This is a genomic window from Pseudomonas nitroreducens (genome assembly GCF_014204515.1).
GTDB lineage: Bacteria > Pseudomonadota > Gammaproteobacteria > Pseudomonadales > Pseudomonadaceae > Pseudomonas > Pseudomonas nitritireducens_A.
Genome location: NZ_JACHLI010000038.1, coordinates 20,598 through 46,731, shown reverse-complemented (window position 1 = coordinate 46,731; position 26,134 = coordinate 20,598). Strand labels below are relative to the sequence as shown.

Genomic DNA, 26,134 nt, shown 5'->3' with positions numbered 1-26,134 from the left:
AGGTGTCTGAATCCGTCTCCTGGATTCACCCATGGCCGATTCCCCCAACTGGCGCCAGCGCCTCTACGTCGTCATCTTCCAGTCCGACACCGTCGCCGGCCGGCGCTTCGACAGCGCGCTGCTGATCGTCATCCTCGCCAGCCTGCTGGTGGTGATCCTCGATAGCGTCGACGACATCAGCCACGCCTACGGCGGCCTGCTCAGCGACATCGAATGGGTGATCAACGGACTGTTCCTGGTCGAGTACCTGTTGCGCCTGTACTGCTCGCCCAAGCCGCTGCGCTACGCGCTGAGCTTCTACGGCCTGGTGGACCTGCTGGCGGTGCTGCCAGGGGTCATCGCCATCTTCTATCCCGATGCGCAGTACCTGCTGGCGGTGCGGGTGATCCGCGTGCTGCGCATCTTCCGTATCCTCAAGCTGCGCCAGTACCTGCGCCAGGCCGACTTCCTGCTCACCGCGCTGCGCGGCAGTCGGCAGAAGATCACGGTGTTCTTCGTCTCGGTGATGAGCCTGGTGACGGTGTTCGGCTCGCTGATGTATGTGGTCGAGGGGCCTGAGCATGGCTTCACCAGCATCCCGCGCGGCATCTACTGGGCCATAGTCACGCTGACCACCGTGGGCTTCGGCGACATCACGCCGAAGACTCCGCTGGGCCAGGCGATTGCCAGCCTGGTGATGCTCACCGGCTACTCGATCATCGCCGTGCCCACCGGCATCTTCAGCGCCGAGCTGCACAACGCCATGCGCCAGGAGCGCACGCCCGGCGCGCTGGACAAGCCCTGCCCGGCCTGCGCCAAGGCCAGCCACGAAGCCGAGGCGGCGTTCTGTTCGCGCTGCGGCAATGCGCTGTATCCCCGCGAGGCCGTGGATAGCTGAAGGAACCGTTCGTCGGTCATCTCGCGACGCTCAACCCCAGGCTCAACCCGTTCTGCCGCTCACCGTCGTCACAGGCAGCATGGACGGACGCCAAGGTGGCGTTCCGCAGTGCCGGCCGCCTCCCATGGAACGGCCTCGTCGAGGTGAGCACATGCCCTTTCGTATCCACCCACTGATGATTGCCCTGGCTGGCGCGCTGGCCAGCACCTCGCTGCTGGCCGCGCCGCAGGTGGCCGACAGCCGCATCAGCGCGGTCACCGTCTACACCGACCGTGCCATCGTCACCCGCACCGCTACCCTGCAACTGCCCGCCGGCCAGCATGAGATCGCCCTGGAGCAGTTGCCCCTGCGCATCGACGACAACAGCCTGCAGGCCTCGCTCAGCGCCAGCGCCGCCGCGACCCTGCTCGACGTCAGCAGCGCGCCGCAGGTTTCGCCGCCGTCGCAGGACAATCGCCTGCAACAGCTGGATGCCCAGCTGCGCGACATCGAACGGCAGGAGCGCGAGATCAGCGACCGCGGCAGCGTGCTGGAGAACCAGAAGCAGTTCCTCGCCGACATCCAGGCCAGCAGCACCAAGCCGGGCAAGAACCAGGCGCTGCCAAGCATCGAAGAACTGAAGAACCTGCTGCAGCTGAGCGAAGGCAACCTCGGCCACATCCTCGAAGAACAACGCAAGCTCGACCAGCAGGGCGAGGAATTGCAGCAACGCAAGCAGGAGCTGGAGAACCAGCGCAGCCATCTGGCCGGCGACGGCACCCACTACAAGCGCGCGATCCTCCGCGTGGCGCTGGAGAAGCCCGCGCAGGTGCAGCTGCAGCTGAGCTACACGCTGTACGACGCCTCCTGGCGCCCGGCCTACGACGCGCGCCTGCGCGATGGCGAAAAGCAGATCGAGATGACCTACCAGGGCATAGTCCGGCAGAGCAGCGGCGAGGACTGGACCGACGTCGACCTGACCCTGTCCACCGCCCGGCCGAACCTGGGCAGCAACGTACCGGCGCTGTCGCCCTGGTTCGTCGACACCGCCATGGACCGCGCGAAGATGCTCAACTCCATCGCCATGCCTGCGCCGGCCGCACCGACGATGGCGATGGAAGTGAAGAAGGCCCAGCGTTTCGCCGCGGACGAGAAGATGGCCGCCGCCGATGCCCTGGCAGAGATGCCGGCGGCCGTGGCCGAGGTCAGCGGCGCCACCACCAGCGCCTCCTTCCATATCCCCACCCGCGCCACGCTGAACAGCGACGGCAGCTCGCAGAAGGTCTCCATCGCCCAGTTCAAGCTGCCGGCGACCTTCCGCTACCTGGCCACGCCGTCGCTGCGCGAAGCCGCCTACCTGCAGGCCGATACGCGCAACGCCAGCGACTATCCGCTGCTGCCCGGCACCCTCAACACCTACCTGGGCAACACCTTCGTCGCCAGTGGCCAGCTGCGCGCGGTGATGCCCGGCGAGACCTTCGAGCTGGCCCTGGGCGGCGACGAAGCCCTGTCGATCAAGCGCAAGCTGGTCAACCGCTACACCGACTACACCGGCCTTACCGGCGGTCGCAAGCGCGTCACCTACGAGTTCCGCATCGACGCGCAGAACAACCACAAGACCGAGCAGCGCCTGCAGTTCAAGGACCAGTTGCCGGTGTCGCGCAACGAGCAGATCAAGGTGGCGCTGCTGGAGCCACAAGGCCAGGCGGTCACCCAGGAGGACGACGGCAAGCTGCTGTGGGACTGGCAGCTGAAGCCGGGCGAGAAGCGCAGCACCACCTTCAAGTTCAGCGTCGAGTATCCCAAGGAGCTGGAAGTCAGCGGGCTGGACTGACACCTCCGGGGGCAGTCATCGCCCGGCAGGCCTGCTAGGCTGCCGGGCGACCCTGGCTTTCCTGGAGCACCGATGCCCGCATTCGACCCGCAGCGCTGGGAATCCCTCTGGCGCCAGCTCGGCAGCACCCCGCCGCCGGGCAGCTTCGCCGCGCTGGAACGCCACTACGGCGGCGCCGACCGCCACTACCACGGCACGCAGCACATCCTCGCCTGCCTGGCTCATCTCGACCGCCTGCGCGACCTGGCCCGGCATCCCGCGCAGGTCGAGCTGGCCCTGTGGCTGCACGATGTGATCTACGACACCCGGCGCCAGGACAACGAGGCCGCCAGCGCCCAGCTTGCCCGTGAATGGCTCGCCGACGCGGGCCTCGACCGGCATGGCGATGCGCTGCAGGCGCTGATCCTGGCGACCTGTCACCAGGCCGGCGGACTGGCCGAGGATGCCGCGCTGGTGGCGGACATCGACCTGTCGATCCTCGCCAGCACCCCGCCCGTTTACGCGCAGTACCAGGCCGCCGTTCGCCGCGAGTATGCGTGGGTGCCCGAAGCGCTGTTCAACGCCGGGCGCGCCAAGGTACTCCGCCAGTTGCTCGACCAGCCGCAGCTCTACCAGCTGCCGTCGTTGCGGCAGGATTGGGAAGCGCCTGCGCGGAAGAACCTGGAAGATGAATTGCGCACCCTGCTCCCCGCATAAGCAAATAGCCTTTAAGTATTTAAGTGCCATATAACCTGTCGGCATAATCGACATCCAACCACACTGCCAAAAGGAACTGCTCGTGAAACGTCTGTTCAGCGCCTCGCTGCTGGCCGCCGGCCTCGCCCTGGCTTCCGCCGCCCAGGCTGCCCAGCCCCTGCTCAACGTCTCCTACGACGTGATGCGCGACTTCTACAAGGACTACAACGCCGCCTTCCAGAAACACTGGCAGGCCGAGAAAGGCGAGAAGATCACCATCCAGATGTCCCACGGCGGTTCCAGCAAACAGGCCCGTGCAGTAATCGACGGCCTGCCGGCCGACGTCATCACCATGAACCAGGCCACCGACATCGACGCCCTGGCCGACAACGGCGGCCTGGTGCCCAAGGACTGGGCGACCCGCCTGCCCAACGACAGCGCGCCCTTCACCTCGGCCACCGTGTTCATCGTGCGCAAGGGCAACCCCAAGGGCCTGAAGGACTGGGACGACCTGGTCAAGCCGGGCATCCAGGTGGTGGTGCCGAACCCCAAGACCTCCGGCAATGGCCGCTACACCTACCTCTCCGCCTGGGGCTACGCGCAGAAGCATGGCGCCGATGAAGCCAAGGCCAAGGAATTCGTCGCCCAGCTGTTCAAGAACGTCCCGGTGCTGGACACCGGCGGCCGCGCAGCGACCACCACCTTCATGCAGAACCAGATCGGCGACGTGCTGGTGACCTTCGAGAACGAAGCCGAGATGATCGCCCGCGAGTTCGGCCGTGGCGGCTTCGAAGTGGTCTACCCGAGCGTTTCGGCCGAAGCCGAACCGCCGGTGGCCGTGGTCGACAAGGTAGTGGACAAGAAAGGCACCCGCGCCGAGGCCGAGGCCTACCTGAAGTACCTGTGGTCCGACGAAGGCCAGACCATCGCCGCGAACAACTACCTGCGTCCGCGCAACCCGGAAGTGCTGGCCAAGTTCTCCGACCGCTTCCCCAAGGTGGACTTCTTCTCGGTAGTGAAGACCTTCGGCGACTGGCGCACCGTGCAGAAGACCCACTTCGCTGACGGCGGTGTGTTCGACCAGATCTACACCCCGAACTGATCCGGGCGCCCTGCGCCGATATTGGGCACGGGCGTAGGAGCGGACTTCGTCCGCGATCGACCCACCACCGGCCTCGCGGCCGGATCGCGGATGAATCCGCTCCTACAAAAACATGAAAGCCGGAGCTGCCCAGCAGCTCCGGCTTTTTTTCAAGGGTGCGGGCTTCCCTGTAGCAGCGCACTAACCGCGCGATCGCGGTCATGCCCCGCACCTGCAAGGCGGCACCCTTCGCTCGCGTCTGCTCAGTTGAACTCGTGCTTCACCTGGCTCCACAGGTTCACCGGCAGGCCGCGCGCTTCGAAGAACTCGATTTCGCGGCGAATCCCGGCGCTCTGATCCCAGCCTTCCAGATCCAGCACGATCAACTCTTCCAGCGCCTCCATGAAGAAGGTATCCACCGGGCCCCACATCTTGCCGATGGCGGCGCGATCCAGCTCCGGCAGGCAACGGTTGATCGGATGGGACATGGACACCTGGCTGTAGACCGCATGCCCCGCCTTGACGATCGCAGCTGCCACCTGGTTGCAGGCGGCAAAGCGCTGCTCGACGATCTGGGCGTCGGCGTGACTGTAGGGGCAGGCCAGGAAAATCTTGCGCATGGAGAACCTCTTCAAATGAAAGGGCCTGCTGCGACACGTGTCGAAGCAGGCCTCAAGGGAAAATGCTGATCAGGCGGTACGCAGGGCGCCGTCGGACTCTTCGTCGACCTTCGGCTCCAGCAGGGCATAGCGTTCAGCCGCCGGCACGGAAATCCTGATCGCGATGAACACCGCCAGCATGCCGCCGAACAGCTTGCCCAGCAGGACCGGCAGGATCAGCGACGGCTGGAAGTTAGCGGTGAAGGCCAGGTGATCACCGATGGTGGCCTGGGCGCAGACACCCAGGGCCACGCAGAGCACATTGTCGCGGGCGTTCATGTACTTGAACAGGTGGTAGGTGGCGATGATGTTCGCCAGCACCATGACGAAGCCCGTGGCGCCGATGCGCGAGAGGTGCAGCTGGCCGCCGAGGATCTCCATCGGGCGCTTGCAGTAGCGCTGGAACAGGTAGCAGATCGGGAAGGTACCGGCGAGCATGATGCCGATGTAGCCGGCGATCTCGATGGCGCGGAACAGCTCCTTCTGGTCGGCGAACATCGGGTCGAAACCCCAGCCGCCGAAGACCTTGGTGAACACCCCGGTGAAGTGCTCGACGATGGACAGCGCCAGCGCCATCTTGATGAAGGCGTCCATGATCTTGCCGAACACCAGGAAGCCGGTGACCATCGCGGTCGGCCGGTATTTCAGCCCCGCCGCCAGCAGGAAGCAGAAGACGAACAGCGGGCTGAGCAACTGCAGCATGCCGACGAAGCTCAACGACAGGTAATGCACGGCGGGCGCGCTGGTGGACACCAGTTCCCGCACCGGCAGGTTGTTGAGGGTGATCAGCAGCAGCGAGGCGAGGACGGCGAAGGGAATGCTGATCAACCCCGCCATGGCACCCAGGGCCAGGTACTTGTGGTCCTTGCGCTCCAGCATGGTCAAGCCCACCGGGATCAGGTAGACGATGGTGGCGCCGGAGGTGTAGCCCACCAGCATGGCGGTGATCCACATGTCGCGGTTGGCGGTCAGCGCATCGGCGAGCTGATAGCCGCCCATGTCCACGGCGATGATCGACAGCGCGGCGATGGAGACGTCCGAACCCAGCGCCTGGAAGAACGGCCCCAGCGCATGGGAAATGCCCTTGGACAGGTAGGGAATCGCCACCATGATCCCGGCCTGCGCCAGGAACACCGGGCCGATGGAATGAATCCCGTTGACGAACTCGCGCCCCAGCCCGCTGTCGGGCCGCAGGATCGAAGCCACCGCGCCGATCACCGCGCCCAGCATGATCAGATAGATCACATAGTTTCCGAACTCGGCCATGCGCCGTGCCCTCCCCTCAATCAGTCTTGTTGGTCAGCTTGCCCGGTCCGTGACGGCCGATGCATCCGTGGATCTTCATTGGTGAATGTTCATTCGCACGCTGCGTGCCAATTTTTGGTTTTATTGTTGATTTGAGTATTTAATCTGCCTAGATTGGCAAAAAAACCACAGCCCCAGATGCCCGGGACCTTGTCGGGAAACGCCCGAAATGGCTGTGGGATAGTTTCTACATTCGTACAGATTTGCCGCAGCCCGCGCCTCGCCAGGCCCGCGCCACGGTTACCGGGTCGCCCCAAAGGTGTGCCGCGGTAACAGTCGCCGCCCAGCCAGGTGGCAAAGCGGCCAGCAGGAGACGGCGCATGCGCCCCAACGAAAGACGGCAACAGATCCTCGAACTGCTTCGCCAGCGCGAGCGCATCTCGGTGGATGAACTGGCGCGCCAGCTCGCCACCTCCCAGGAAACCATCCGCCGCGATCTCGCCGAACTGTCCGCCAGCGGCCACGTCACCAAGTTCCACGGCGGCGCGGCGCTGCCGCCCAGCGGCGAACACGAGAACGCCTTCCAGACCCGCCTGAGCGAGCACGCCCAGGAGAAGCGCGCCATCGCCCGCTACGCCGCCGGGCTGTTCGCCCCCGGCGACAGCATCTTCATCGACACCGGCACCACCACCCTGCTGTTCGGCCGCGAGCTGGCGCGGCTCAACCGCATGACGGTGATCACCAATTCGCTGCTGATCGCCAATGAGGCCAGCGCCACCGGCAATCGGGTGTTCATGGTCGGCGGCGAGTTCCGCCCGGAGTCGCAGCAGAATGTCGGCGCCCTGGCCCTGGAACAGATCAGCCGGTTCAATGCCGAGCACGCGGTGATCACCATCGGCGCCCTGGACTGCGACGGCGCCATGGACTTCTCCATCGACGAAGCCGAAGTCGCCCGCGCCATGATCGCCCAGGCACGCAGCCTGACGGTCATCGCCGACTCGTCGAAAATGGGGCGTCGCGCACTGTTCAAGGTTTTCCCGCTCAGCCGGATCGATCGCCTGGTGGTGGATAGCCAACCGACGGGCGCGCTGCTGGAGGCCTTGAACGACGCAGGGGTGGAGATCCATGTGGTGCCGCAGCGCAACCCACTGCCCTGATCCCCCGCCGGTATTCCAGGCATGCGCCGCGACTGGTCGAATCCACCGTCGGCCGGGTCACTGTTGACTGAATAGAAATTCGAAGCCACATTAAAACAACAGAATTTCAACAACACTGCCAATTATTCGGGAGAAAAAACCCAGTTACCGCAGTGTTACCTCAGGAAACAGTAACAAGATGACCGAATCATCCACAAAGGATATGCCCTTTGACGTCGCCGTCATCGGCGGCGGCGTGGTGGGATGCGCCATGGCGCGGCGCTTCACCCTGGAAGGTGCCCGGGTACTGCTGATAGAGCGCGGGGCGGACATCCTCTCCGGCGCCAGCAAGGGCAACAGCGCGATCCTGCACACCGGCTTCGACGCGCCGCCCGGCAGCGTCGAGCTGGCCTGCATGCAGGAGGGTTACCGCGAGTACCTGGACATCCACCGGCAGATGAACCTGCCGCTGCTGGAAACCGGCGCCCTGGTCGTGGCCTGGAACGAGGAAGACCTCGACCGGCTGGACGCGATCGTCGCCCAGGCCCACACCAATGGCGTCACCGACACGACCCTGCTGGGGCGCGAAGCATTGCGCGCCAGCGAGCCGTCGCTGGCAAACTCCGCCCTGGGCGCGGTGCGGGTTCCCGGCGAACACCTGATCGACCCCTGGTCCGCGCCCCTGGCCTACCTGCGCCAGGCGCTGGCCCACGGCGCCGAGGTACGACTGGGCACGGAAATCACTGGCGGCGAGTTCGACGGCGACTGCTGGACGCTACGCAGCGAATCCGGCGCCTGGCGCGCCCGCACGGTGGTCAACTGCGCCGGCCTGTACGGCGATCGCCTGGAGGAACGCCTGCTGGGCGAAGCCAGCTTCAGCATCCACCCGCGCAAGGGCCAGTTCGTGGTGTACGACAAGGCCGCCTCGCGACTGATCGGCCACATCATCCTGCCGGTGCCCAACGAGCGTACCAAGGGCATCGTCTTCACCCGCACCATCTTCGGCAACCTGCTGGTCGGCCCCACGGCCGAAGAGCAGGACGACCGCGTGCACGCCGGCCTCGACACCCCGACCCTGGAGCAGTTGATGGAGGCTGCGCAGGCGCGCATTCCCGGCCTCGCCGGCATGCCGGTGACCGCCACCTACGCCGGCTTGCGCCCCGCCAGCGACAAGAAGGAATACCGCATCCGCCAGGAGCCCGAGCGTCACTGGATCACCGTCGGCGGCATCCGCTCCACCGGCCTGACCGCCGCGCTGGGTATCGCCCGGCATATCTATCGGCTTTACGCCCGGCAGCAGTCGCACCCGGCTCTGGAAACCCTGCACTGGCCGCAGATGCCCAACCTTGCCGAACACCTGCCCCGCGACTGGCAGAAGCCCGGCTACGAGGAAATCGTCTGCCATTGCGAAATGGTTACTGCGCGGGAAATCCGCGAGGCCTTCCAGGCCCCACTGCCGCCGGGGGATTTCGGCGGCCTGAAGCGCCGCACGCGCGCCTGCATGGGGCGCTGCCAGGGCTTCTATTGCGGTGCCAAGGTCGCCGAACTGAGCGCCGGCCACCTCGCCCTTCCTCTTGCCACCGGGACCTGCCATGACTCGCACTGAATCCATCGACGTCGCCATCATCGGTTCCGGTCCCGCCGGGCTGGCGGCGGCCATCGAGCTCAAGCGCCAGGGTGTGGCGCAGGTCTGCGTGTTCGAGCGCGAAAGCGAGGCCGGCGGTATCCCCCGGCACTGCGGCCACCCGCCCTTCGGCTTGCGCGAGCACGGTCGGCTGCTGACCGGCCCCGCCTATGCCCGACTCAATGCCGAACTCGCCGAGAAGGCCGGCGTGGACATTCGCCTGCGCCACAGCGTGGTCAGCCTGGGACTGCTGGGGCGCCTGCAACTGGCCACCCCCGACGGCGCGCTGGCAGTGCAGGCCAAGCGCGTGCTGCTGGCCACCGGCGCCCGGGAGACGCCGCGCTCCGCGCGCCTGCTGGGCGGCGACCGGCCGCTGGGGGTGATCAACACCGGCGCGCTGCAATCCTATCTGTACCTGCAGGGCCTCAAGCCCTTCGAACGCCCGCTGATCGTCGGCACCGAGCTGGTCAGCCTGTCGTCGGTACTCAGCTGCCGGCGCGCCGGCATCCGTCCGGTGGCGATGATCGAAGCCGGGCAGCGGGCCACCGCGCGCTGGCCGCTGAGCCTGTTCCCACGCTTGTGCGGCGTGCCCATGCACTTTGGCTGCGAGCTGGTGGAAATCCACGGCACCGGCCGGGTCGAGGCCGCCAGCGTGCGCTTCGCCGATGGCCGGACCCAGCGCATCGAGTGCGACGGCGTGCTGCTGACCGGCCGTTTCACCCCCGAATCGAGCCTGGTGCGACAGAGCCACCTGCACCTGGACCCCGCCAGCGGCGGGCCGAGCATCGACCAGTTCGGCCGCTGCTCGGATACCAGCTATTTTGCCGCCGGCAACCTGCTGCGCCCGATCGAAACCGCCGGCTGGTCCTACCGCGAAGGCAAGCGCATCGCCCAGTTGATCGCCAGCGACCTGAAGCAGTCACTGCCGACACCGCTCGGCGCCATCGCCGTGAAATGCGCCGCACCCTTGAAACTCTGCGTGCCCCAACGGCTGCTGAGCAGCGACATCAGCGGCATGAAGCAGCTGCAATTGCGGGTGGAGCGAGCGGTCAGCGCGCAACTGCAGGTCTGCCTGGACGGCCGCGAGATCTGGCGCCGACAGGTGTCCTGCCTGCCGGAGCGGCGCCTGCTGATCCCGCTGCACGAGCTGCCGCTGACACCAGGAGCGCAGCACCTGGACATCGCCTTCCTTTCCCACTGATCCACGCCCAAGAGACCACGCCATGCGTATCGCCGCCCTCGATCAGGGAACCACCAGCACCCGCGTCCTGGTCGCCAGCCAGGACGGTTCCGCCGATATCCAGCTGGCGCTCCGCCACCAGCAGCACCATCCGCAAGCCGGCTGGGTGGAGCACGACCCGCTGGAGCTGCTGGCCAACCTGCAGCGCTGCCTGGAGGCCACCGGCCGGGTCGACGCCATCGGCCTCGCCAACCAGGGCGAAAGCTGCATGGCCTGGGACGCCCGCAGCGGCGAACCGCTGTCGCCACTGATCGTCTGGCAGGACAACCGCACCGCCCAGCGCATCGAGCAACTGCGTGCCGATGGCGGCGAAGCCCTGACCCTGGAACGCGCCGGCCTGCCGCTGGACGCCTACTTCTCGGCCAGCAAGCTGGCCTGGATCGTCGAGCACCTGCCCGCCGCCCGCCAGGCGCACGCCGCCGGCCACCTGCGCTTGGGCACCAGCGACGCCTGGTTCCTCGACCGCCTGACCGGGGTCTTTGCCACGGACGTCACCACCGCCTCGCGCACCTCGCTGATGAACCTCTCCAGCGGCCAGTGGGACCCGGAGCTGTGCGCGCTGTTCGGCGTGCCACTGGAAGCCCTGCCGGAAATCCGCGATACCGTCGGGCATTTCGGCGAAATCGGCGTCACCCCGGTGACCGCCTCGGTGGTCGACCAGCAGGCCTCGCTCTACGGCCACGGTTGCCGCCAGCCGGGCGACGCGAAGATCACCTTCGGCACCGGCGCCTTCGCCCTCACCCTGAGCGGCGAGCGCATCATCCGCTCGCCGGAGAACGGCCTGCTGGCGACCATCGCCTGGCAGATCGACGGCAAGCCGGTGTACGCCATGGACGGCGGCGTCTACGACGCCAGTGCCGCGGTGGAATGGGCCGGACGCCTGGGGCTGTTCAGCGATTTTTCCGAGCTGGCTGGGTTCGACCAGCCGGCGGCCATCGGCCGTGGGCTGGCCTTCGTGCCGGCGCTTTCCGGCCTCGCCTGCCCCCACTGGGACCGCAGCGCCGGCGCACTGTGGCTGGGCATGAACGCCGCCACCACGCGCCAGGACATGTGCCAGGCGCTGCTCGAAGGCGTCGCCCTGCGCAGCGCGGAAGTGATCCGCGCGATGGACGGCTTCCTCACCGTCACCGACAAGCTCTCCATCGATGGCGGTCTGGCCCGCAGTCCCTACTTCGCGCAGTTCCTCGCCGATATCCTGCAGCGCCACATCACCACCCAGCGCTTCGACGAACTCACCGCCTTCGGCTGTGCGGCGCTGGCGGCGCGCGGCCTGGGCATCGAGCTGAAGCCGCCGCGCAATACCTGCACCGAGTTCCGCCCGCGCATCGACGCGGCCCTCGCCCGGCAATGGCAGGACCGCTTCAGCGACGCCATCGGCCGCACCCGCGGCTGGCGCTGAGGGCGCTCAGCCGCGCCAGCCGGTCTCCCGCAGGGCGGCCAGCAGGCGCTCTCCGCTCAGTGCCGGCACCAGCACGCCGTCATCGGTGCGCATGTCCCTGCCGGCCAGCAGCACGTTGACGATGGCCTCTTCCACCGCTTCGGCGGCGGCGGCGAACAGCGGCGAGATGTGGTCGTTGTTGACCATCTCCAGCGCCGTGGCGAACGGCAGGTTCTTGCGCCCGTAGTCCGCCGGCGGCAGGTCGCGATTGCCGGTGGCGAAGGCGAGGAAGATGTCGCCGCTGGAGTCATCGGTGCCGCCGCCGGTACGGGCGATGCCCAGCGAGGCGCGCTGTGCCAGGCGCTGGCACTGGTGCGGCAGCAGTGGCGCGTCGGTGGCGAGGATCACCACGATGGAGCCCATGCCCGGCGTGCCCTGCTCGGCGAAGGGTGACGGCAGGTCACCCAGATGGCGGCCGACCGGGTAGCCATCCACCCGCAGCTCGCGGCGCTGGCCGTGGTTGGCCTGCACCAGCGCGCCCACGGTCCAGCCGCCCTGCTCTGCCGACAACTTGCGCGAGGCCGTGCCGATGCCGCCCTTGAACTCGTGGCAGATCATCCCCGTGCCGCCGCCTACCGGGCCTTCGCGCACCGGGCCGGACTCGGCGGCGGCGAGCGCCTCGCGCACCTGCTCGGGGCCGACATGCTGGCCCCAGATGTCGTTGAGCAGGCCGTCGTAGGTCTCCATCACCACCGGCATGCACCAGTACACCGAAGGGTCCGCCAGCTCGGCATGTTCGGCGGCGATCAGCGCATCGCGCACCGCACCCACGCTGTGGGTGTTGGTGATGGCGATGGGCGTGGTCAGCAGGCCCGCCTCGCGAATCCATTCCAGACCGGTAGCGTCGCCGTTGCCGTTGAGCACATGGCAGCCGGCGAAGCAGGGTTGCTGCCGCGCCGCCCCTTCGCGCGGCTGCACCACGGTGACCCCGGTGCGCACGGCCTTGCCGTCGCGCCCACCGATCAGGGTGCTGTGGCCGACGCGGATGCCGGGGACATCGGTGATGGCATTGAATTCGCCGGGAGTGCCCAGGCCGAGGGTGATGCCGAGTTGACGAGCGCGCATGCTGTCTCCTTGGAGGGGTTCAGAGCTTCTGGAAGGCCGGGCTGAGCTTGCCGTAGGTGCTGTAGAGAATCACCGACACGGCCAGTATCCCGACAATGATCATGACGTCCCGCGAGGAAGCGTCCAGTAGCAGGTTGAGCAACAGGTAGCCGGCGCCGACCACCGCCAGCATCGCCGGCAGCGGCCACAGCGGCATGCGGTAGGGATGCTCGCGGTCGCGGCGCAGCACGCGGCTGAACAGCGCGCAGAGCGCCACCACCAGGTAGACCATCACCAGCAGCAGCACGGTGAAGGAAGTCAGCTCCTCCAGGTTCGAGCTGAAGCTCAGCGCGGCGGAGGGCACGCCGAGGAACAGCGTGGCGATCCACGGCGACTCCCAGCGCGGGTGGATGCGGGTGAAGGCGCGGTTCATCAGCGGCGTCCACAGCTCGTCGCGGCCGCTGCTGAAGATCACCCGGCCGACCTGGATGACGATGGCGACGATGGCGTTGAACACCGAGAGGAAGATGCCGGCGCTGACCAGCCGCGACAGGGTTGCGTTGCCGTGGGCGGTGAGCAGGTAACCGACCGGATCGGGGCTGGCGATCATGTCCTGCAGCGAGGGCGCGCCCAGCAGCAGCGCGGTCAGAGGGACGATCTCGATCCCCACCACCAGCACCAGCGACCAGATCACCGCGCGGTGCACATTGCGCCCGCCGCACTTCATGTCCTCGGCCAACAGCACTGCGCCACCGAAGCCGTTGTAGGAGAACAGCGCGGTACCCACGGCGCCGATCACCAGCGCCCAGGGCGCGGCGGCCAATATGCCGCCGTCGATGTGCTGCGGCTGCACCAGCACGCTCACCGGCTGGCTGACGTGGCCGAAACCGAGCACGACTATCACCAGCAATGCCGCCACTTCGCAGAGCAGGAACACCCCGGTGATCCAGGCGTTCACCCGGATATTGAGGATGCCCAGAACGTAGCTGGCGGCGACTATCACCAGGGCGACGGTCTGGGTGTCGAAGCTGGTGCCCAGGGCGTTGTTCAGGTAGGTCGCCGCGCCCGTGGCCAGGACCGGCGGGATGAACAGCAGCGAGACCAGCACGGTGAGGAAGGTGGCGTAGCCGGCCAGGCCACCGAACACACGCTTGGCGTAGACGTACTCGCCGCCGGCGGAACTGTGGGCGCGGCCGAGCTCGGCGTAGCACCAGGCGAACATCAGCGCCAGGAAGCCGGCGAAGACGAAGGCCAGGAAGGCGCCGCTGCCGGCCTGCTGGATGGCGAAGGGGGCGATGACGAAGACGGAGCTGGCGGGGGTGACCGCCGAGACGGTGATGGCGACCACGTCGAGCACGCCCAGGCTGGGCTTGAGCGCGCTCGCTGGCGCAGGGGAAGCGCTCATATCGTTGTTTCCTCGTGTTGTTATTGGTGGCTGAGGCAGGAACGAGAACCTTGTCGCGCCCTCTGTGCGGGGCGCTGCGTGGGGTGCAGTCTGGGCATGGCGCAGGTGGCGGCCAATCACCATTTGGGGTTACGCCCCCTTGACGGCGGGCAGGTAAAAGGAGGAAACCGTGGGCCGAATCCCGGACAGGACCCTCCCATGCACACCCTCTTCCGCGAGGTCGGCATGCACGCCAACCTCGGCCGCGCCATCGAGCAGATCGGCCAGCCGCGCTTCTGGAAGCAACTGGTCCTGCTGCTGCGCCAGTGGCTGCCGTTCGATAACGCCCTGGCGATGTTCTACCCGGCCAGCGGCACCCCGGTGGCGCTGGAGGAATACGACGCCGAGCCCACCGCCGGGCCGGCGGCCATGGCCATCTACCTGGACGGCCTGTTCCAGCTCGATCCGTTCTACCAGGCCTGCCGCGAGGGCGTGCCCAGCGGGTTGTACCGGCTGGAGGAAATTGCCCCCGACCAGTTCCGCCAGAGCGAGTACTTCCTCAGCTACTTCCACGACAACGTGCTGGAAGACGAGGTGCAGTTCATCCTGCAGTTGCCCGGCCAGGGCGCGCTGTCGCTGTCGCTGGGCATGCGCCGGCTGTTCGACGGCGAGCAGACCGGCCTGCTGGCGATGCTCTGCCCCTGGGTGCTGGCGCTGATGCAGCAGCATTGGCAGCAATGCAGCCAGCGCCTGCTGCCGGGCGCCAGCGATGGCGTGGCGGTGCAGGTGCGCGACGCCCTGAGCCACTTCGGCGCCGGGGTGCTGTCCGAGCGCGAACTGGAGATCGCCCGGCTGATCCTGCGGGGTTACTCCTCCAAGGCCATGGCCGAGCGCCTGGCGATCTCGCCGGAAACCATCAAGGTCCACCGCCGCCACCTGTACAACAAGCTCGACATCTCCTCGCAACCGGAGCTGTTCTCGCTGTTCCTGCAGTCGCTGGGGCACGATCCGCAGAATCCCTGAGCGCGCCGGGTATCCGCCGCCATGCGCGCGGCTGATGCCACGCCATTCGCGCGCGCCAGGACACCCCGCTGGCGCTGCTCGGACACTACCGCGCCGACGCCGTGCTTCTAGACTGCAGCCGTCCCCCTCCAACAATCACAAGAGGACAGCCCGATGAACGCACGCGCCAACTTCACCCACATGGAAGACGGCAGCGCCGAGGACTGGGCGATCATCGCCAAGGACTTCGGCCAGTACGCCGCCCTCCTGCCCGACCGGATCATGACCCACCTGCGCCTGCTCGACGGCGACTTCGGTGGCTTCCCGGTGGACCGCCTGACCCACTCGCTGCAGACCGCCACCCTCGCCCACCGCGACGGCCGCGACGAGGAATACGTGGTCTGCGCCCTGCTCCACGACATCGGCGACACCCTCGGCTCGTTCAACCACGCCGACATCGCCGCGGCCATCCTCAAGCCGTTCGTCAGCGAGGCGAACCTGTGGATGATCGAGAAGCACGCGATCTTCCAGGGCTACTACTTCTTCCATCACCTGGGCCTGGACCGCCACCTGCGCGAGCAGTTCAAGGACCACCCGCAGTTCGAGCAGACCATCGAATTCTGCGCGCGCTATGACGCCGCCGCCTTCGATCCGGACGCCGAGGTGCTGCCCCTGGAGTTCTTCGAACCCATGCTGCGCCGGGTGTTCGCCCAGCCGCGCCGCTCGATCTACCAGAAGCCCGACGGGACCATGGCCTGAGGGTCCTGATACGACCGGCGGTCCGCGACGAAGAGTGGCGAACCGCCGCTGGCCGCGGGGCCTGCGCTTGGCATAAGATTCCCCCAAAATTCATACGCGCAACCGGCCACAAGCCCACGCGCAATAGGGAAGTTTCCTGCGCATGAAGCCTAATGTACTTGAGCGATCCAGCAGTCCGCTCACCGCCGCCCCCCTGCGCGAATACCATTCCCGCGTGCTGGCCTATATCGCCGTCGCCGCCACCATCACCGCCGGCACCTTCGCCCGCTACTTCGGCTACGACATCCTCTGGATGATCCCGTACGCCCTGCTCTACCCGCATCTGGCGCAGCAGATCAGCCGCCGCTTCAAGCGCGACAATCCGCAGCGCACCCGCCTGGTGCTGCTGTTCATCGACGCCCTGCACGCCGGCATCGCCACCACGCTGCTGGGCTTCTCCGAAGTGCCCAGCCTGATGCTGGTGCTGATCCTCGCCTTCTCCGCGCTGGTCATCGGCGGCCTGCGCTCCCTGGGCCTGGCGCTGCTGGTGGCGCTGAGCGCCGCGGTGCTCAGCGCCGCGCTGATCTCGCCGGCCTACAAGGGCCAGACGCCGAGCATCGTCGCCCTGGTCAGCGTGCTGTTCTCCACCCTGTACATCTGCATCACCGCCTTCTTCGTCCACCAGCAGGGCCTGCGCCTGGCCCAGGCGCGCTCGGAGATCACCCTGGAGCAGGAGAAGGCCGCGCGGCTGGCCAGCAACCTGGCCAAGTACCTGTCGCCGCAGGTGTGGGAATCGATCTTCAGCGGCAAGCGCACGGTGCGCCTGGAGACCCAGCGCAAGAAGCTCACGGTGTTCTTCTCCGACATCAAGGGCTTCACCGAGCTGTCCGAGGAGCTGGAAGCCGAAGCCCTCACCGACATGCTCAACAACTACCTCAACGAGATGTCGAAGATCGCCCTGAAGTACGGCGGCACCATCGACAAGTTCGTCGGCGACTGCGTGATGGTGTTCTTCGGCGACCCCTCGACCCAGGGCGCCAAGAAGGACGCCGTGGCCGCCGTATCCATGGCCGTGGCCATGCGCAAGCACATGAAGGTCATGCGCCAGCAGTGGCGCGCCCAGGGCATCACCAAGCCGCTGGAAATCCGCATGGGCCTGAACACCGGCTACTGCACCGTGGGCAACTTCGGCGCCGACACGCGCATGGACTACACCATCATCGGCCGCGAGGTGAACCTCGCCAGCCGCCTGGAAAGCGCCGCCGAAGCCGGCGAGATCCTCATCAGCCACGAGACCTACTCGCTGGTGAAGGACGTGCTGATGTGCCGCGACAAGGGCCAGATCGCCGTGAAGGGCTTCAGCAAGCCGGTGCAGATCTACCAGGTGGTCGACTTCCGCCGCGACCTGGGCTCCAACCCCAGCTTCATCGAGCACGAGGTGCCGGGCTTCTCCATGTACCTGGACACCAACAACGTGCAGAACTACGACAAGGAACGGGTCATCCAGGCGCTGCAGCAGGCGGCGGAGAAGCTCAAGGACAAGATCATTCTCTGATCCCCCGACCTCCTCGATCACGCTCATCCGATCGTGGACGGAGTTCGCTCCTACCCGAATTGTTGCGCAAGAGCATGCCCTCTCCCCCGCCCTCTCCCTGAAGGGAGAGGGAGCCGCCTGTGCCGGCTGACACTTTGGTTTCAACCTGTGCTGAACGGTCCCCTCTCCCTTCAGGGAGAGGGTTAGGGAGAGGGAAATCGCTGGCACAGAGTTTCAGATAAAGACAGTTGCTCCGGCGCTCGCCGGGCAGTATCTGGCGTCCGGCAAGGCTCACACCTGGCACCGCGGTGTGGCCCGCTGGCGCAGGAGCGGACCTTGTCCGCGAAAGCCATCGCGGCGTAACCCCCTCTCACCAGTTGGCACCGATGCGTGACGCCATCTGCGGACGCACATCCTGCCCCCACCCCATCGTCATACGACGGGGTTCAACGCACAGGTGTAGGAGCGAGCTTGCTCGCGAACCCGCCCAAGGCCGCAGCCGCCGGAAATCCGTTCGCGAACAAGCTCGCTCCTACAACAGAACACCGGCGACAAAACACCCGCCCATAAAAAAGCCCGCTCAATTGAGCGGGCTGGAAAGGCTCCGGTGCTTCACGTTCACCGGGCCGAATTGCTCTGGGTGGGCACTCAGGAAGGCTGCAGCTCCGCGGAGTTGCCGGGGCCTGCGGCCAGTTCCTTGGACAGGGTCTGCTCGTCCAGCTGCTTGCACCACTTGGCGACCACGATGGTGGCCACGCCGTTGCCGACCAGGTTGGTCAGGGCGCGGGCTTCGGACATGAAGCGATCGATACCCAGGATCAGCGCAAGGCCTGCAACCGGCAGGTGGCCGACGGCGGACAGGGTGGCGGCCAGCACGATGAAGCCCGAACCGGTGACACCGGCGGCGCCCTTGGAGGCGATCAGCAGCACGACCAGCAGGGTCAGCTGGTGGGTGATGTCCATCGGCGTGTCAGTAGCCTGGGCGATGAACACGGCGGCCATGGTCAGGTAGATCGAGGTGCCGTCGAGGTTGAACGAGTAGCCGGTGGGGATCACCAGGCCGACCACGCTCTTGTCGGCGCCCAGCTTCTCCATCTTGGCGATCATGCGCGGCAGGGCCGACTCGGAGGACGAGGTGCCCAGCACGATCAGCAGTTCTTCGCGGATGTAGGAGATGAAGCGCAGGATGCTGAAGCCGTGGGCGCGGGCGATGCCGCCGAGGATGATCAGCACGAACAGCAGGCAGGTGATGTAGAAGCACAGCATCAGCTGGCCCAGCTGCACCAGCGAACCGAGGCCGTAGGCGCCGATGGTGAACGCCATGGCACCGAAGGCACCGATGGGAGGACCTTCATGATCACGTTGATGATGTTGAACATCACGTGGGTGATGCGATCGATGAACTCGAACACCGGCTTGCCGTAGTCACCCAGGCGGTGCAGCGCGTAGCCGAACAGCACGGAGAAGAACAGCACCTGGAGGATGTCACCGTTGGCGAAGGCGCCGACCACGGTGCTGGGGATGACGTTCATGAAGAAGTCGATGGTGCTCTGCTTCTCGCCCGAGGCGATGAAGCCGGTGAGCGCCGCGTTCTTGTTCATTTCCGCAGTCAGCGTGGCGACATCGGCGTGCATGCCGGCGCCCGGCTGGACGACGTTGACCACGACCAGGCCGATGATCAGCGCGATGGTGGAAACGATTTCGAAGTACAGCAGTGCCATGCCGCCGGTCTTGCCCACGGCCTTCATGCTCTGCATGCCGGCGATGCCGGTCACCACGGTGCAGAAGATGATCGGCGCGATGGCCATCTTGATCAGTTTGACGAAGCCATCGCCCAGCGGCTTCATCAGTTTGGCGGTGTCGGGGTAGAAGTGGCCGAGCGCGATACCGATGGCGATGGCGATCAGTACCTGCACGTACAGGCTCTTGTAGAAGGGTTGCTTGGTCATGGCAGCTCTGTCCTCACGGGCGAGTGCTCCAGCGGGGGAACACAAGACCGAACGCGTTATCTCCCTGCAATGGGAGAATTTGTTTTCAGGGCATGCCAGACGGCAGGCCTTGATCGCATATGGCAAGTGCTGTGCCAGACCTTTAAAAAATGTTTAATTCCTTTAAATTCAATGACTTCCAATTAAAGTCACGGCACGGAAGACCGCGAATCTGGCGGATTCCCGCCTTCACCCTGGCGGATTTCCCGCCCTCTGGCGGGTATCCGCCACGGCCTTCGTACCGTAGATTGTAGAACCCCGGTCAGGTTCGACCGGGATTACCGCGCAGCTGTGCAGACGCGGCCAGAACAACAAGGACCACCCATGCGTGAACGCACCATTGCCAGCCATTTCGTCCGCGCCGCCGTGTTCGGCGCCCAGCGTCAGGGGCTGAACGTCCCCGCCCTGCTGCGCGACGCCGGTATCGCCCCGGCGATCCTCGACGAACCTCGCGCGCGGGTCGACCCCGAGCAGTTCAGCCGGCTGATGCAGATTCTCTGGGAAGCCCTGGACGACGAGTACATGGGCTTCGGCAGCCTGCCGAGCAAGCGCGGCACCTTCGCCATGATGTGCAACGCCATCATCCACTGCCGCACGCTGGAGAAGGCGCTGGGGCGCGGCTCGCTGTTCTACGGCCTGTTCCCCGAGGCGCCGCGGATCGAACTGGTGCGCGACGGCGAGTACGCGCGCCTGACCCTGGACGAAACCCACCTGCGCGACCCGGACCACTTCCTCGCCGAGAGCCTGCTGCTGATCTGGCACCGTCTTGCCAGCTGGCTGATCGGCCAGCGCATCCGCCTGGAGGACGCCACCTTCAGCTACCCGGCGCCGGAGCACCAGGCCGAGTACGACCTGCTGTTCCCCTGCCCGCGTCATTTCTCCGCGGGCAGCACTAGCCTGCTGATCCAGGCGCGCTACCTGGACATGCCGCTGCTGCAGGACGAGCGCACGCTCAAGCATTTCCTCAAGGATTCGCCCGCTGACCTGCTCGCCCGCCCCGACGGCGGCGACAGCCTGACCAGCCAGATCCGCCGCCTGCTCGGCCGCGACTGTCGCAGCTGGCCGGACCTGGAGCAGGTCGCCGCACAACTGCACATGAGCCCACAGACCCTGCGCCGCCACCTGCGCGAGGAAGGCCCGAACTTCCAGGAACTCAAGGACCAGCTGCGCCGCGACCTGGCGATCTACTACCTGGGCCGCGACGAGCTGTCGATCCAGGACATTGCCGACCAGCTCGGTTTCTCCGAGCCCTCGGCCTTCCACCGGGCTTTCAAGAAATGGACGGGGCTGACGCCGGGGGCCTATCGGGCGCAACACGGCGAGTGAGGCCGCTCGCCGGAGGGATTCGCGGACAAGGTCCGCTCCTACATGAAGCCCGTCGTCTGGCCCCACCCTCACCCTAGCCCTCTCCCAGTGGGAGAGGGGACCGTTCGGTGCGGGTTGAAACCAAGGTGTCAGCCGGCACAGACAGCTCCCTCTCCCTCTGGGAGAGGGTTGGGGTGAGGGGAGCCTCTGGCACAAGCTCGCCGGAAAGACCGTTGCTCCTACGAATCCGGCAGCGACGGCGTTGGCCTGTAGGAGCGCGTCCCGCTCGATCGCGGGCAAGGCCCGCTCCTACAGAGACGAAGGCCTAGCCCGGCAGGCGAATGCGGAAGCACGCCCCGCCCAATTCGGAATCCTCCAGCGCCAGCTCACCGTCGTAGCTGTCGATGATGTCCTTGACCACCGCGGTGCCGATGCCCTGGCCGGGGTGCTGGGTGTCCAGGCGTTCGCCGCGCTTGAGGATGCGTTCGCGCTGGTCGGCGGGTACGCCGGGGCCGTCGTCCTCGATGATCAGCTCGAACATCCGGCCGTTCTTCCGCGCACTGACCTTCACCGTGGTCAGGCACAGGCGGTAGGCGTTCTCCAGCAGGTTGCCGAGCATCTCCAGCAGCGCGCCCTTCTCCAGCGGCAGGACGAAGCCCGGCGGAATGTCGCGTTCGAGCTTCACGCGCTTGTCGCGGTAGACCTTGTCCAGCGCGCCGCCGATGGTTTCCAGCAAGGGGTCGAGGGCCGTGCGGTGGCGGATCAGGCCGCTCTTGCGCATGGTCGCGCGCTGCAGCTGGTAGCCGATCTGCTGGCTCATGCGCTCGATCTGGGTCTGCAGCACCTGCACCTGATCGCGGTTCTTCGGTTCGTCGGCGAGGGTTTCGCTGACGCCCTGCAGCACCGCCAGCGGGGTCTTCAGACTGTGGGCGAGGTCGCCCAGGGAGTTGCGGTAGCGCTCGCGCTGGGCGCGTTCGCTTTCCAGCAGGCGGTTCACCGAATCGGTGAGGCGCAGCATCTCGTCGGGATGGTCGTCGCTCAGGCGTTCGCGGTCGCCGGTCTCGATCTGGTCCAGTTCGAAGCGCAACCCGCGCATGGAGCGGAAGCCCCAGCCCAGGCCGAGCCAGAGCAGCCCCAGGAGGAGGAGCAACGCGCCGCCGAGCCAGAGATAGAGCTGGTCGCGGAAGCCGCTGACCAGTTCGCGGAATTCGCTTTCCGGCTGCATGGTGACGATGCTGTAGGCCGCGCGCTTGCCGCCCAGCAGGTCGATCTCCACGTCGTAGACGAAGAACTCCTGGCCGGATTTGTCGCGGATGCGAGTGAACTCATCGATCATGCCGTCGTACTTGGGCGAGTAGTCGACGCTTTCGTCCAGGGCGGAAGTGGAGCGCCAGACCAGCTTGCCGGCCTGGTCGTAGATGTAGCCCAGCAGCTTGGATTCGGGGAGGTTGAAATCCTCCACCGGCAGGTGGTCGGGCATGCTCAGGATTTCGCCATCGATGCGCGCCGAGGAAACCAGGGTCGCCACGTCCGCCGCCAGGCGCTGCTGGATGGCGTTCTCCAGGGCGATGCTGAACGCGCGCTGGAGCGCCGGCAGCAGCGCGGCCATGAACAGCACGGCGAGGATCGCCGCCCCTATCATCAGCCGCAGCCGCAGCGAGCGGATCATTTGCACAGCTCGTTGAAGATGTAGCCCTGGCCGCGCACGGTATCGATGGGTTTGAAGCTGGCGGCGGCCTCCAGCTTGCGGCGCAGGCGGCCGACCAGCACTTCGATGACGTTGGGGTCGCGCTCGTCGTCGTCCGGGTAGAGCTGCTCGATCAGGCGCTCCTTGGCCACCACCTGCTGGTGATGGCGCATGAGGTACTCGAGGATGCGGTATTCGAAGGCGGTCAGCTGCAGCGATTCGCCGTTGACCAGCGCCTGCTTGCGGTTGATGTCCAGCACCAGCGGGCCGGCCTCGATGCTCGACTGGGCGAAGCCACTGGAGCGGCGCAGCAGGGCATTCAGGCGGGCTTCCAGCTCTTCGAACTGGAAGGGTTTGACTACGTAGTCGTCGGCGCCGGCGGCCAGGCCTTCGACCTTGTCCTGCCAGTTGCCGCGAGCGGTGAGGATGAGAATGGGGAAGGTCTTGCCCTGGCTGCGGAACTCGCGGATCAGGTCCAGGCCGCTCATGCCGGGCAGGCCGAGGTCGATCATCGCCAGGTCGTGATGGTATTCGGCGGCGCGGTACAGCGCCTCTTCGGCGTTGGCGACGGCATCGACCACGTGGCCTTGCTCGCCGAGCCGGGTGTACAGGTGATGGCGCAGCAGCGCCTCGTCTTCCACCACCAGCAGTTTCATGCGCGTGCTCCCTGAGTCAGGCAACCGGGCCGCGCGGGCCCGGTTGCGTTACCGGTCAGAACTTGTAGTTGGCACCCAGGTAGAACTGGGAGCTGCTGTGCAGGTCAAGGGATCCCACCTTGCTGCCACCGTGCGGGCTCATCTCGGTACTCGCGTTGGTACGCAGGTAACGGTAGCCGCCTTCCACGGATGCGTTCTTGCCGAGTTCCTGGAGGATACCGGCTTGGGCGCCGATGGCGTAACCCACATCGCTGTCGCGGCTGTAGCCCTTGGAGTCCTGTTCCAGCTTGACCAGGCCGGCGGTACCGCCGCCGAACAGCTTGGTGCCCTGGTCGCCCAGCGGCAGGAAGGCGTCGTAGCTGCCGAGCAGATTCTGCTGGCGCAGCTTCAGGCCCTTCTCGGTGTCGGAGACGTTTTCATAGGTGATGTAGTAGCGACCCTGCTCCATCTGCTGGCCGGCGCGCACGCCCCAGGTGCCGCTGTTGTTGATCACGCTGTCGAACTTGGGATGGTTCAGGTTGCGGTTCAGCGCATCGGATTTCTGGATGTTGTTGCTGGTTTCGCCCCAGGTCATCCCGACGAAGGTATCGGCGGCGCTGGCAGCGGTAGCGGCGAAGCTGGCACCGAGGATGGCGGTGGCGAGGGCGATTTTCTTCATGGCTTTCATAGGGGTTTCTCCCGTCTGAGGTCAGTAATGTGTTGACGGAGAGAAGGTTACGAGGGGGGCACTGAACGGAACCTGTCGGACCGCTGAACCCGAGCTGAACGATCTTTCTGAAGGGTATTTCGCGAGATTTTTCCTCTCTGCTGTGGTTTCCGCTGCATGCGTCGGGTTCGCGAGCAAGCTCGCTCCTACAGTCATTCGCCATCCTCTGCCGGACTGTTTTTCGTAGGAGCGAGCTTGCTCGCGAACAGATGCCCCAGCGCAAAAAAGAAAAGCCCCGGTACGTACCGGGGCTCCGCCTAAGCCAGTCAGACCGCTCAGCCGCCCTGCAAGACCTTGAGAATCTTCTGCCCCGCCCGCCCATCCGCCGGGCTCATTCCGCGCTTGTTCTGCTCCTGCTGGATCGCCTTGCGCGTCACGTCGCCGATCATGCCGTCAGGCTGGCCGATGTCGTAGCCACGCTTGATCAGCAGCTCCTGCAGCTCCTTGCGCTGCGCGCGACTCAGGCCGGGGTCATCGGTCGGCCACGGCGTACGCAGGCCCGGCTCGCCGCGCAGGCGGTCGGACAGCAGGGCGATGGCCAGCGCGTAGCTTTCCGCGGCGTTGTACGAATAGATCGCGTCGTAGTTGCGCAGCACCAGGAAGGCCGGGCCGTTGGCCCCCGCCGGCAGCAGGATGGCGGCCTTGGAATCGATGCTGGGGATCGGCTTGCCGTCGATACGCTTGACGCCACGGCTGGTCCAGTCCGACAGCGCGCGGCGCTTGGTGCGCCCCGCCAGCGACGCATCGAAGCCCGCCGGCAGTTTCACTTCGTAGCCCCAGGGCTGGCCTTCGCGCCAGCCGGCCTTGCGCAGGTAGTTGGCGGTGGACGCCAGGGCGTCGGCAGTGCTGCCCACCAGGTCGCGGTGGCCGTCGCCGTCGAAGTCCTCGGCGATGCGCGCATAGGTCGAGGGCATGAACTGCGTCTGGCCGAAGGCGCCAGCCCAGGAGCCGGTGATGCCGCTGTCGCGGATATCGCCCTGTTGCAGCAGCTTGAGGGTGGCGATGAACTCGCCCTGGAAGAACGACTGGCGCCGCCCATAGCAGGACAGCGTCGACAGCGACACCAGCAGCGGACGCTTGCCGGTGATGCGCCCGTAGTCGCTCTCCACGCCCCAGACGGCGACCACCGTGGCCGGGTCGACCTGGTAGCGCGCGGCGACCTTGCGCAGCAGGTCGGCGTGCTCGGTCATCCGCGCCTTGCCGTCGGCGACGCGCTGGTCGTCCACCAGGCCGGCCAGGTAGTCCCAGATCGGCGTGGTGAACTCGGGCTGGGCATCCAGCAGTGGCAGCACCGTCATGTCAGGCTGCAGTCCCTGGGTGAACTGCGCGAAGCTGGCGGCGCTGACGCCCTTGGCCTGGGCAGCGCCCTGCAGGCGGTTCAGGCAGGCGCCGAAATCGTCGCCCGGTGCGGCCTGGGCCAGCGCTGCCGGCAGCAGCAGGGACAAGGCCAGGGACGCGCGGCGCGCGATGGAGGAAGTCTTCATTGGTGTCGAATGCTCAGATCGGTGAAGGTGGCGCGCCCGCCTTCGCTGGCGGGCCCGCGATTGTCCTGCAGGTAGAGACCTGCCTTGAAGTACAGGCCCTGGTAGGCCCATTTCGTGTCCAGTTGCTGGCTGACCTGGCCGTCCTCGACCTGCACGCTCAGCACCCCGCTGCTGGACACGCCCAGCCGGTAGGTGAAGGTATCGCCCAGGGGAATGCCGTCATAGACGGTATAGGTGCGCGTGGTGATGTCGTCGGGCCGATCGCGAACCAGCGCCTGTACCCGCGCCTTGTCCAGGCGCTGCTGGTAGACCAGCTTGACCAGCGGCAGGGCTTCGGCGCTGCCGCTGCCATTGCTGTGGATTTGCCCGATGACCATGCGTCGACTGGACGGCACCGCTTCCACACGCAAGGTAGCGACCATCAGGTTATCCGCCAGCGGGTAGCGCCAGGTCAGCAGGCGCCCGTCGGTCCGGGTCTCGCGCAGTTCGGTGCGAGGGTATTCGCTGCCGCTGGTGTGGGCGCCGTTCACCGGCACCCAGAACACCACGCCGTCGGTGCTGCGCTGGAAATACGGGCTCTGGTAGTCGCGGCGCAGTTGCGCCGTGGTGATGGTCGCGGTCGGGCCGCGCTGGGGAATGGTCAGATTCCAGGTGCTCAGGTCCAACATCGGCCTATCGCTTCGCGGGTCAGGACATGGGCGCAAGGGTAGACGAGGCTGTCGGACTTTTCATCCGCCAGGCTACGTACCCTTTCGCCAACAGCCGCGCCCTTGAGCGGCTGCGTGCGCTCTGCACGGGCGTTTTCCGCATCAGCGGCT

General features: G+C 66.4%; 21 protein-coding genes and 1 pseudogene. 12 read left to right on the top strand and 10 right to left on the bottom strand.

Annotated features, from left to right (window positions below; all coding sequences use genetic code 11):
• Window positions 1-31: 31 nt before the first annotated feature.
• The 4 genes from HNP46_RS30785 to HNP46_RS30770 all read left to right on the top strand — a co-directional run bounded on the left by HNP46_RS30785 (window position 32) and on the right by HNP46_RS30770 (window position 4,467).
• On the top strand, window positions 32-877 hold the full coding sequence (locus HNP46_RS30785) for an ion transporter (RefSeq protein WP_184596702.1): 846 nt from the start codon (window positions 32-34) through the stop codon (window positions 875-877).
• 151 nt (window positions 878-1,028) lie between these two features.
• A complete protein-coding gene (locus tag HNP46_RS30780; RefSeq protein ID WP_260403314.1) occupies window positions 1,029-2,690 on the top strand; it encodes a mucoidy inhibitor MuiA family protein in 1,662 nt (553 codons plus the stop codon).
• A 72-nt stretch (window positions 2,691-2,762) separates the two neighbouring features.
• Window positions 2,763-3,386 carry an HD domain-containing protein gene (locus HNP46_RS30775; protein ID WP_184596699.1) on the top strand — a complete coding sequence of 208 codons (624 nt, stop codon included), beginning with the start codon at window positions 2,763-2,765 and terminating at the stop codon, window positions 3,384-3,386.
• An 82-nt stretch (window positions 3,387-3,468) separates the two neighbouring features.
• Window positions 3,469-4,467: a sulfate ABC transporter substrate-binding protein gene (locus HNP46_RS30770; RefSeq protein WP_184596697.1), complete on the top strand. Its 999-nt coding sequence runs from the start codon at window positions 3,469-3,471 to the stop codon at window positions 4,465-4,467.
• A gap of 242 nt (window positions 4,468-4,709) precedes the next feature.
• Here the strand turns inward: HNP46_RS30770 and HNP46_RS30765 are convergent, their stop codons facing one another.
• Both HNP46_RS30765 and eutH read right to left on the bottom strand, forming a co-directional pair.
• Window positions 4,710-5,066, bottom strand: coding sequence for a DUF1937 family protein (locus HNP46_RS30765; protein WP_184596695.1), 357 nt, complete (start codon window positions 5,064-5,066; stop codon window positions 4,710-4,712).
• A gap of 69 nt (window positions 5,067-5,135) precedes the next feature.
• Window positions 5,136-6,371: an ethanolamine utilization protein EutH gene (gene eutH, locus HNP46_RS30760; RefSeq protein ID WP_184596693.1), complete on the bottom strand. Its 1,236-nt coding sequence runs from the start codon at window positions 6,369-6,371 to the stop codon at window positions 5,136-5,138.
• A gap of 359 nt (window positions 6,372-6,730) precedes the next feature.
• Between eutH and HNP46_RS30755 the strand changes: the two genes are divergently transcribed.
• From HNP46_RS30755 to HNP46_RS30740, 4 genes are all read left to right on the top strand, one after another.
• Window positions 6,731-7,507 carry a DeoR/GlpR family DNA-binding transcription regulator gene (locus HNP46_RS30755; protein WP_184596691.1) on the top strand — a complete coding sequence of 259 codons (777 nt, stop codon included), beginning with the start codon at window positions 6,731-6,733 and terminating at the stop codon, window positions 7,505-7,507.
• 178 nt (window positions 7,508-7,685) lie between these two features.
• Window positions 7,686-9,092, top strand: coding sequence for an NAD(P)/FAD-dependent oxidoreductase (locus tag HNP46_RS30750; protein WP_184596689.1), 1,407 nt, complete (start codon window positions 7,686-7,688; stop codon window positions 9,090-9,092).
• The gene (locus HNP46_RS30745; RefSeq protein ID WP_184596687.1) at window positions 9,079-10,311 is read left to right on the top strand and encodes an NAD(P)/FAD-dependent oxidoreductase; all 1,233 of its coding nucleotides are present in this window, start codon (window positions 9,079-9,081) and stop codon (window positions 10,309-10,311) included. The genes HNP46_RS30750 and HNP46_RS30745 overlap by 14 nt, the downstream gene beginning before the upstream one ends.
• A gap of 22 nt (window positions 10,312-10,333) precedes the next feature.
• Window positions 10,334-11,749: a glycerol kinase gene (locus HNP46_RS30740; protein WP_184596685.1), complete on the top strand. Its 1,416-nt coding sequence runs from the start codon at window positions 10,334-10,336 to the stop codon at window positions 11,747-11,749.
• Window positions 11,750-11,755: 6 nt separating this feature from the next.
• On the opposite strand, the gene HNP46_RS30735 is transcribed toward HNP46_RS30740, so the two are convergent.
• Together HNP46_RS30735 and HNP46_RS30730 are read right to left on the bottom strand one after the other, a co-directional pair.
• The gene (locus HNP46_RS30735; RefSeq protein WP_184596683.1) at window positions 11,756-12,853 is read right to left on the bottom strand and encodes a P1 family peptidase; all 1,098 of its coding nucleotides are present in this window, start codon (window positions 12,851-12,853) and stop codon (window positions 11,756-11,758) included.
• A 19-nt stretch (window positions 12,854-12,872) separates the two neighbouring features.
• Window positions 12,873-14,237, bottom strand: coding sequence for an APC family permease (locus HNP46_RS30730; RefSeq protein WP_184596681.1), 1,365 nt, complete (start codon window positions 14,235-14,237; stop codon window positions 12,873-12,875).
• Window positions 14,238-14,435: 198 nt separating this feature from the next.
• On the opposite strand from HNP46_RS30730, the gene HNP46_RS30725 reads away from it, so the two are divergent.
• The 3 genes from HNP46_RS30725 (at window position 14,436) to HNP46_RS30715 (ending at window position 17,511) form a co-directional block, all read left to right on the top strand.
• Entirely contained in the window at window positions 14,436-15,239 is an 804-nt protein-coding gene (locus HNP46_RS30725; RefSeq protein ID WP_184596680.1) for a helix-turn-helix transcriptional regulator, read from the top strand.
• Window positions 15,240-15,392: 153 nt separating this feature from the next.
• Complete coding sequence (locus HNP46_RS30720; RefSeq protein WP_184596678.1) at window positions 15,393-15,977, top strand: HD domain-containing protein; 585 nt, start codon at window positions 15,393-15,395, stop codon at window positions 15,975-15,977.
• A gap of 142 nt (window positions 15,978-16,119) precedes the next feature.
• Window positions 16,120-17,511 carry an adenylate/guanylate cyclase domain-containing protein gene (locus tag HNP46_RS30715; protein WP_184596676.1) on the top strand — a complete coding sequence of 464 codons (1,392 nt, stop codon included), beginning with the start codon at window positions 16,120-16,122 and terminating at the stop codon, window positions 17,509-17,511.
• A 627-nt stretch (window positions 17,512-18,138) separates the two neighbouring features.
• On the opposite strand, the pseudogene HNP46_RS30710 reads toward HNP46_RS30715, so the two are convergent.
• Window positions 18,139-19,439 (bottom strand): annotated as a pseudogene (locus HNP46_RS30710) (dicarboxylate/amino acid:cation symporter).
• A 363-nt stretch (window positions 19,440-19,802) separates the two neighbouring features.
• Between HNP46_RS30710 and HNP46_RS30705 the strand changes: the two are divergent.
• A complete protein-coding gene (locus HNP46_RS30705; protein WP_184596673.1) occupies window positions 19,803-20,804 on the top strand; it encodes an AraC family transcriptional regulator in 1,002 nt (333 codons plus the stop codon).
• Window positions 20,805-21,108: 304 nt separating this feature from the next.
• On the opposite strand, the gene HNP46_RS30700 is transcribed toward HNP46_RS30705, so the two are convergent.
• The 5 genes from HNP46_RS30700 to HNP46_RS30680 all read right to left on the bottom strand — a co-directional run bounded on the left by HNP46_RS30700 (window position 21,109) and on the right by HNP46_RS30680 (window position 25,984).
• Window positions 21,109-22,452: an ATP-binding protein gene (locus HNP46_RS30700; RefSeq protein WP_184596665.1), complete on the bottom strand. Its 1,344-nt coding sequence runs from the start codon at window positions 22,450-22,452 to the stop codon at window positions 21,109-21,111.
• On the bottom strand, window positions 22,449-23,126 hold the full coding sequence (locus HNP46_RS30695) for a response regulator (RefSeq protein ID WP_184596663.1): 678 nt from the start codon (window positions 23,124-23,126) through the stop codon (window positions 22,449-22,451). The genes HNP46_RS30700 and HNP46_RS30695 overlap by 4 nt, the downstream gene beginning before the upstream one ends.
• Before the next feature lie 55 nt (window positions 23,127-23,181).
• Window positions 23,182-23,793, bottom strand: a complete 612-nt coding sequence (locus HNP46_RS30690) for an outer membrane beta-barrel protein (protein ID WP_184596661.1) — start codon at window positions 23,791-23,793, stop codon at window positions 23,182-23,184.
• Between the two features lie 314 nt (window positions 23,794-24,107).
• A complete protein-coding gene (locus HNP46_RS30685; protein WP_184596659.1) occupies window positions 24,108-25,316 on the bottom strand; it encodes a lytic murein transglycosylase in 1,209 nt (402 codons plus the stop codon).
• Window positions 25,313-25,984, bottom strand: coding sequence for a polysaccharide lyase family 7 protein (locus HNP46_RS30680; RefSeq protein ID WP_184596657.1), 672 nt, complete (start codon window positions 25,982-25,984; stop codon window positions 25,313-25,315). Before HNP46_RS30680 ends, HNP46_RS30685 begins: the two co-directional genes overlap by 4 nt.
• Between the last annotated feature and the right edge of the window lie 150 nt (window positions 25,985-26,134).

Bases quoted from the DNA above. Each gene is read 5' to 3' on its own strand.
- HNP46_RS30785 (WP_184596702.1), top strand. From the start codon at position 32: ATGGCCGATTCCCCCAACTGGCGCCAGCGCCTCTACGTCGTCATCTTC.
- HNP46_RS30780 (WP_260403314.1), top strand. From the start codon at position 1,029: ATGCCCTTTCGTATCCACCCACTGATGATTGCCCTGGCTGGCGCGCTG.
- HNP46_RS30775 (WP_184596699.1), top strand. From the start codon at position 2,763: ATGCCCGCATTCGACCCGCAGCGCTGGGAATCCCTCTGGCGCCAGCTC.
- HNP46_RS30765 (WP_184596695.1), bottom strand. From the start codon at position 5,066: ATGCGCAAGATTTTCCTGGCCTGCCCCTACAGTCACGCCGACGCCCAG.
- eutH (WP_184596693.1), bottom strand. From the start codon at position 6,371: ATGGCCGAGTTCGGAAACTATGTGATCTATCTGATCATGCTGGGCGCG.
- HNP46_RS30755 (WP_184596691.1), top strand. From the start codon at position 6,731: ATGCGCCCCAACGAAAGACGGCAACAGATCCTCGAACTGCTTCGCCAG.
- HNP46_RS30750 (WP_184596689.1), top strand. From the start codon at position 7,686: ATGACCGAATCATCCACAAAGGATATGCCCTTTGACGTCGCCGTCATC.
- HNP46_RS30745 (WP_184596687.1), top strand. From the start codon at position 9,079: ATGACTCGCACTGAATCCATCGACGTCGCCATCATCGGTTCCGGTCCC.
- HNP46_RS30740 (WP_184596685.1), top strand. From the start codon at position 10,334: ATGCGTATCGCCGCCCTCGATCAGGGAACCACCAGCACCCGCGTCCTG.
- HNP46_RS30735 (WP_184596683.1), bottom strand. From the start codon at position 12,853: ATGCGCGCTCGTCAACTCGGCATCACCCTCGGCCTGGGCACTCCCGGC.
- HNP46_RS30730 (WP_184596681.1), bottom strand. From the start codon at position 14,237: ATGAGCGCTTCCCCTGCGCCAGCGAGCGCGCTCAAGCCCAGCCTGGGC.
- HNP46_RS30725 (WP_184596680.1), top strand. From the start codon at position 14,436: ATGCACACCCTCTTCCGCGAGGTCGGCATGCACGCCAACCTCGGCCGC.
- HNP46_RS30720 (WP_184596678.1), top strand. From the start codon at position 15,393: ATGAACGCACGCGCCAACTTCACCCACATGGAAGACGGCAGCGCCGAG.
- HNP46_RS30715 (WP_184596676.1), top strand. From the start codon at position 16,120: ATGAAGCCTAATGTACTTGAGCGATCCAGCAGTCCGCTCACCGCCGCC.
- HNP46_RS30705 (WP_184596673.1), top strand. From the start codon at position 19,803: ATGCGTGAACGCACCATTGCCAGCCATTTCGTCCGCGCCGCCGTGTTC.
- HNP46_RS30700 (WP_184596665.1), bottom strand. From the start codon at position 22,452: ATGATCCGCTCGCTGCGGCTGCGGCTGATGATAGGGGCGGCGATCCTC.
- HNP46_RS30695 (WP_184596663.1), bottom strand. From the start codon at position 23,126: ATGAAACTGCTGGTGGTGGAAGACGAGGCGCTGCTGCGCCATCACCTG.
- HNP46_RS30690 (WP_184596661.1), bottom strand. From the start codon at position 23,793: ATGAAAGCCATGAAGAAAATCGCCCTCGCCACCGCCATCCTCGGTGCC.
- HNP46_RS30685 (WP_184596659.1), bottom strand. From the start codon at position 25,316: ATGAAGACTTCCTCCATCGCGCGCCGCGCGTCCCTGGCCTTGTCCCTG.
- HNP46_RS30680 (WP_184596657.1), bottom strand. From the start codon at position 25,984: ATGTTGGACCTGAGCACCTGGAATCTGACCATTCCCCAGCGCGGCCCG.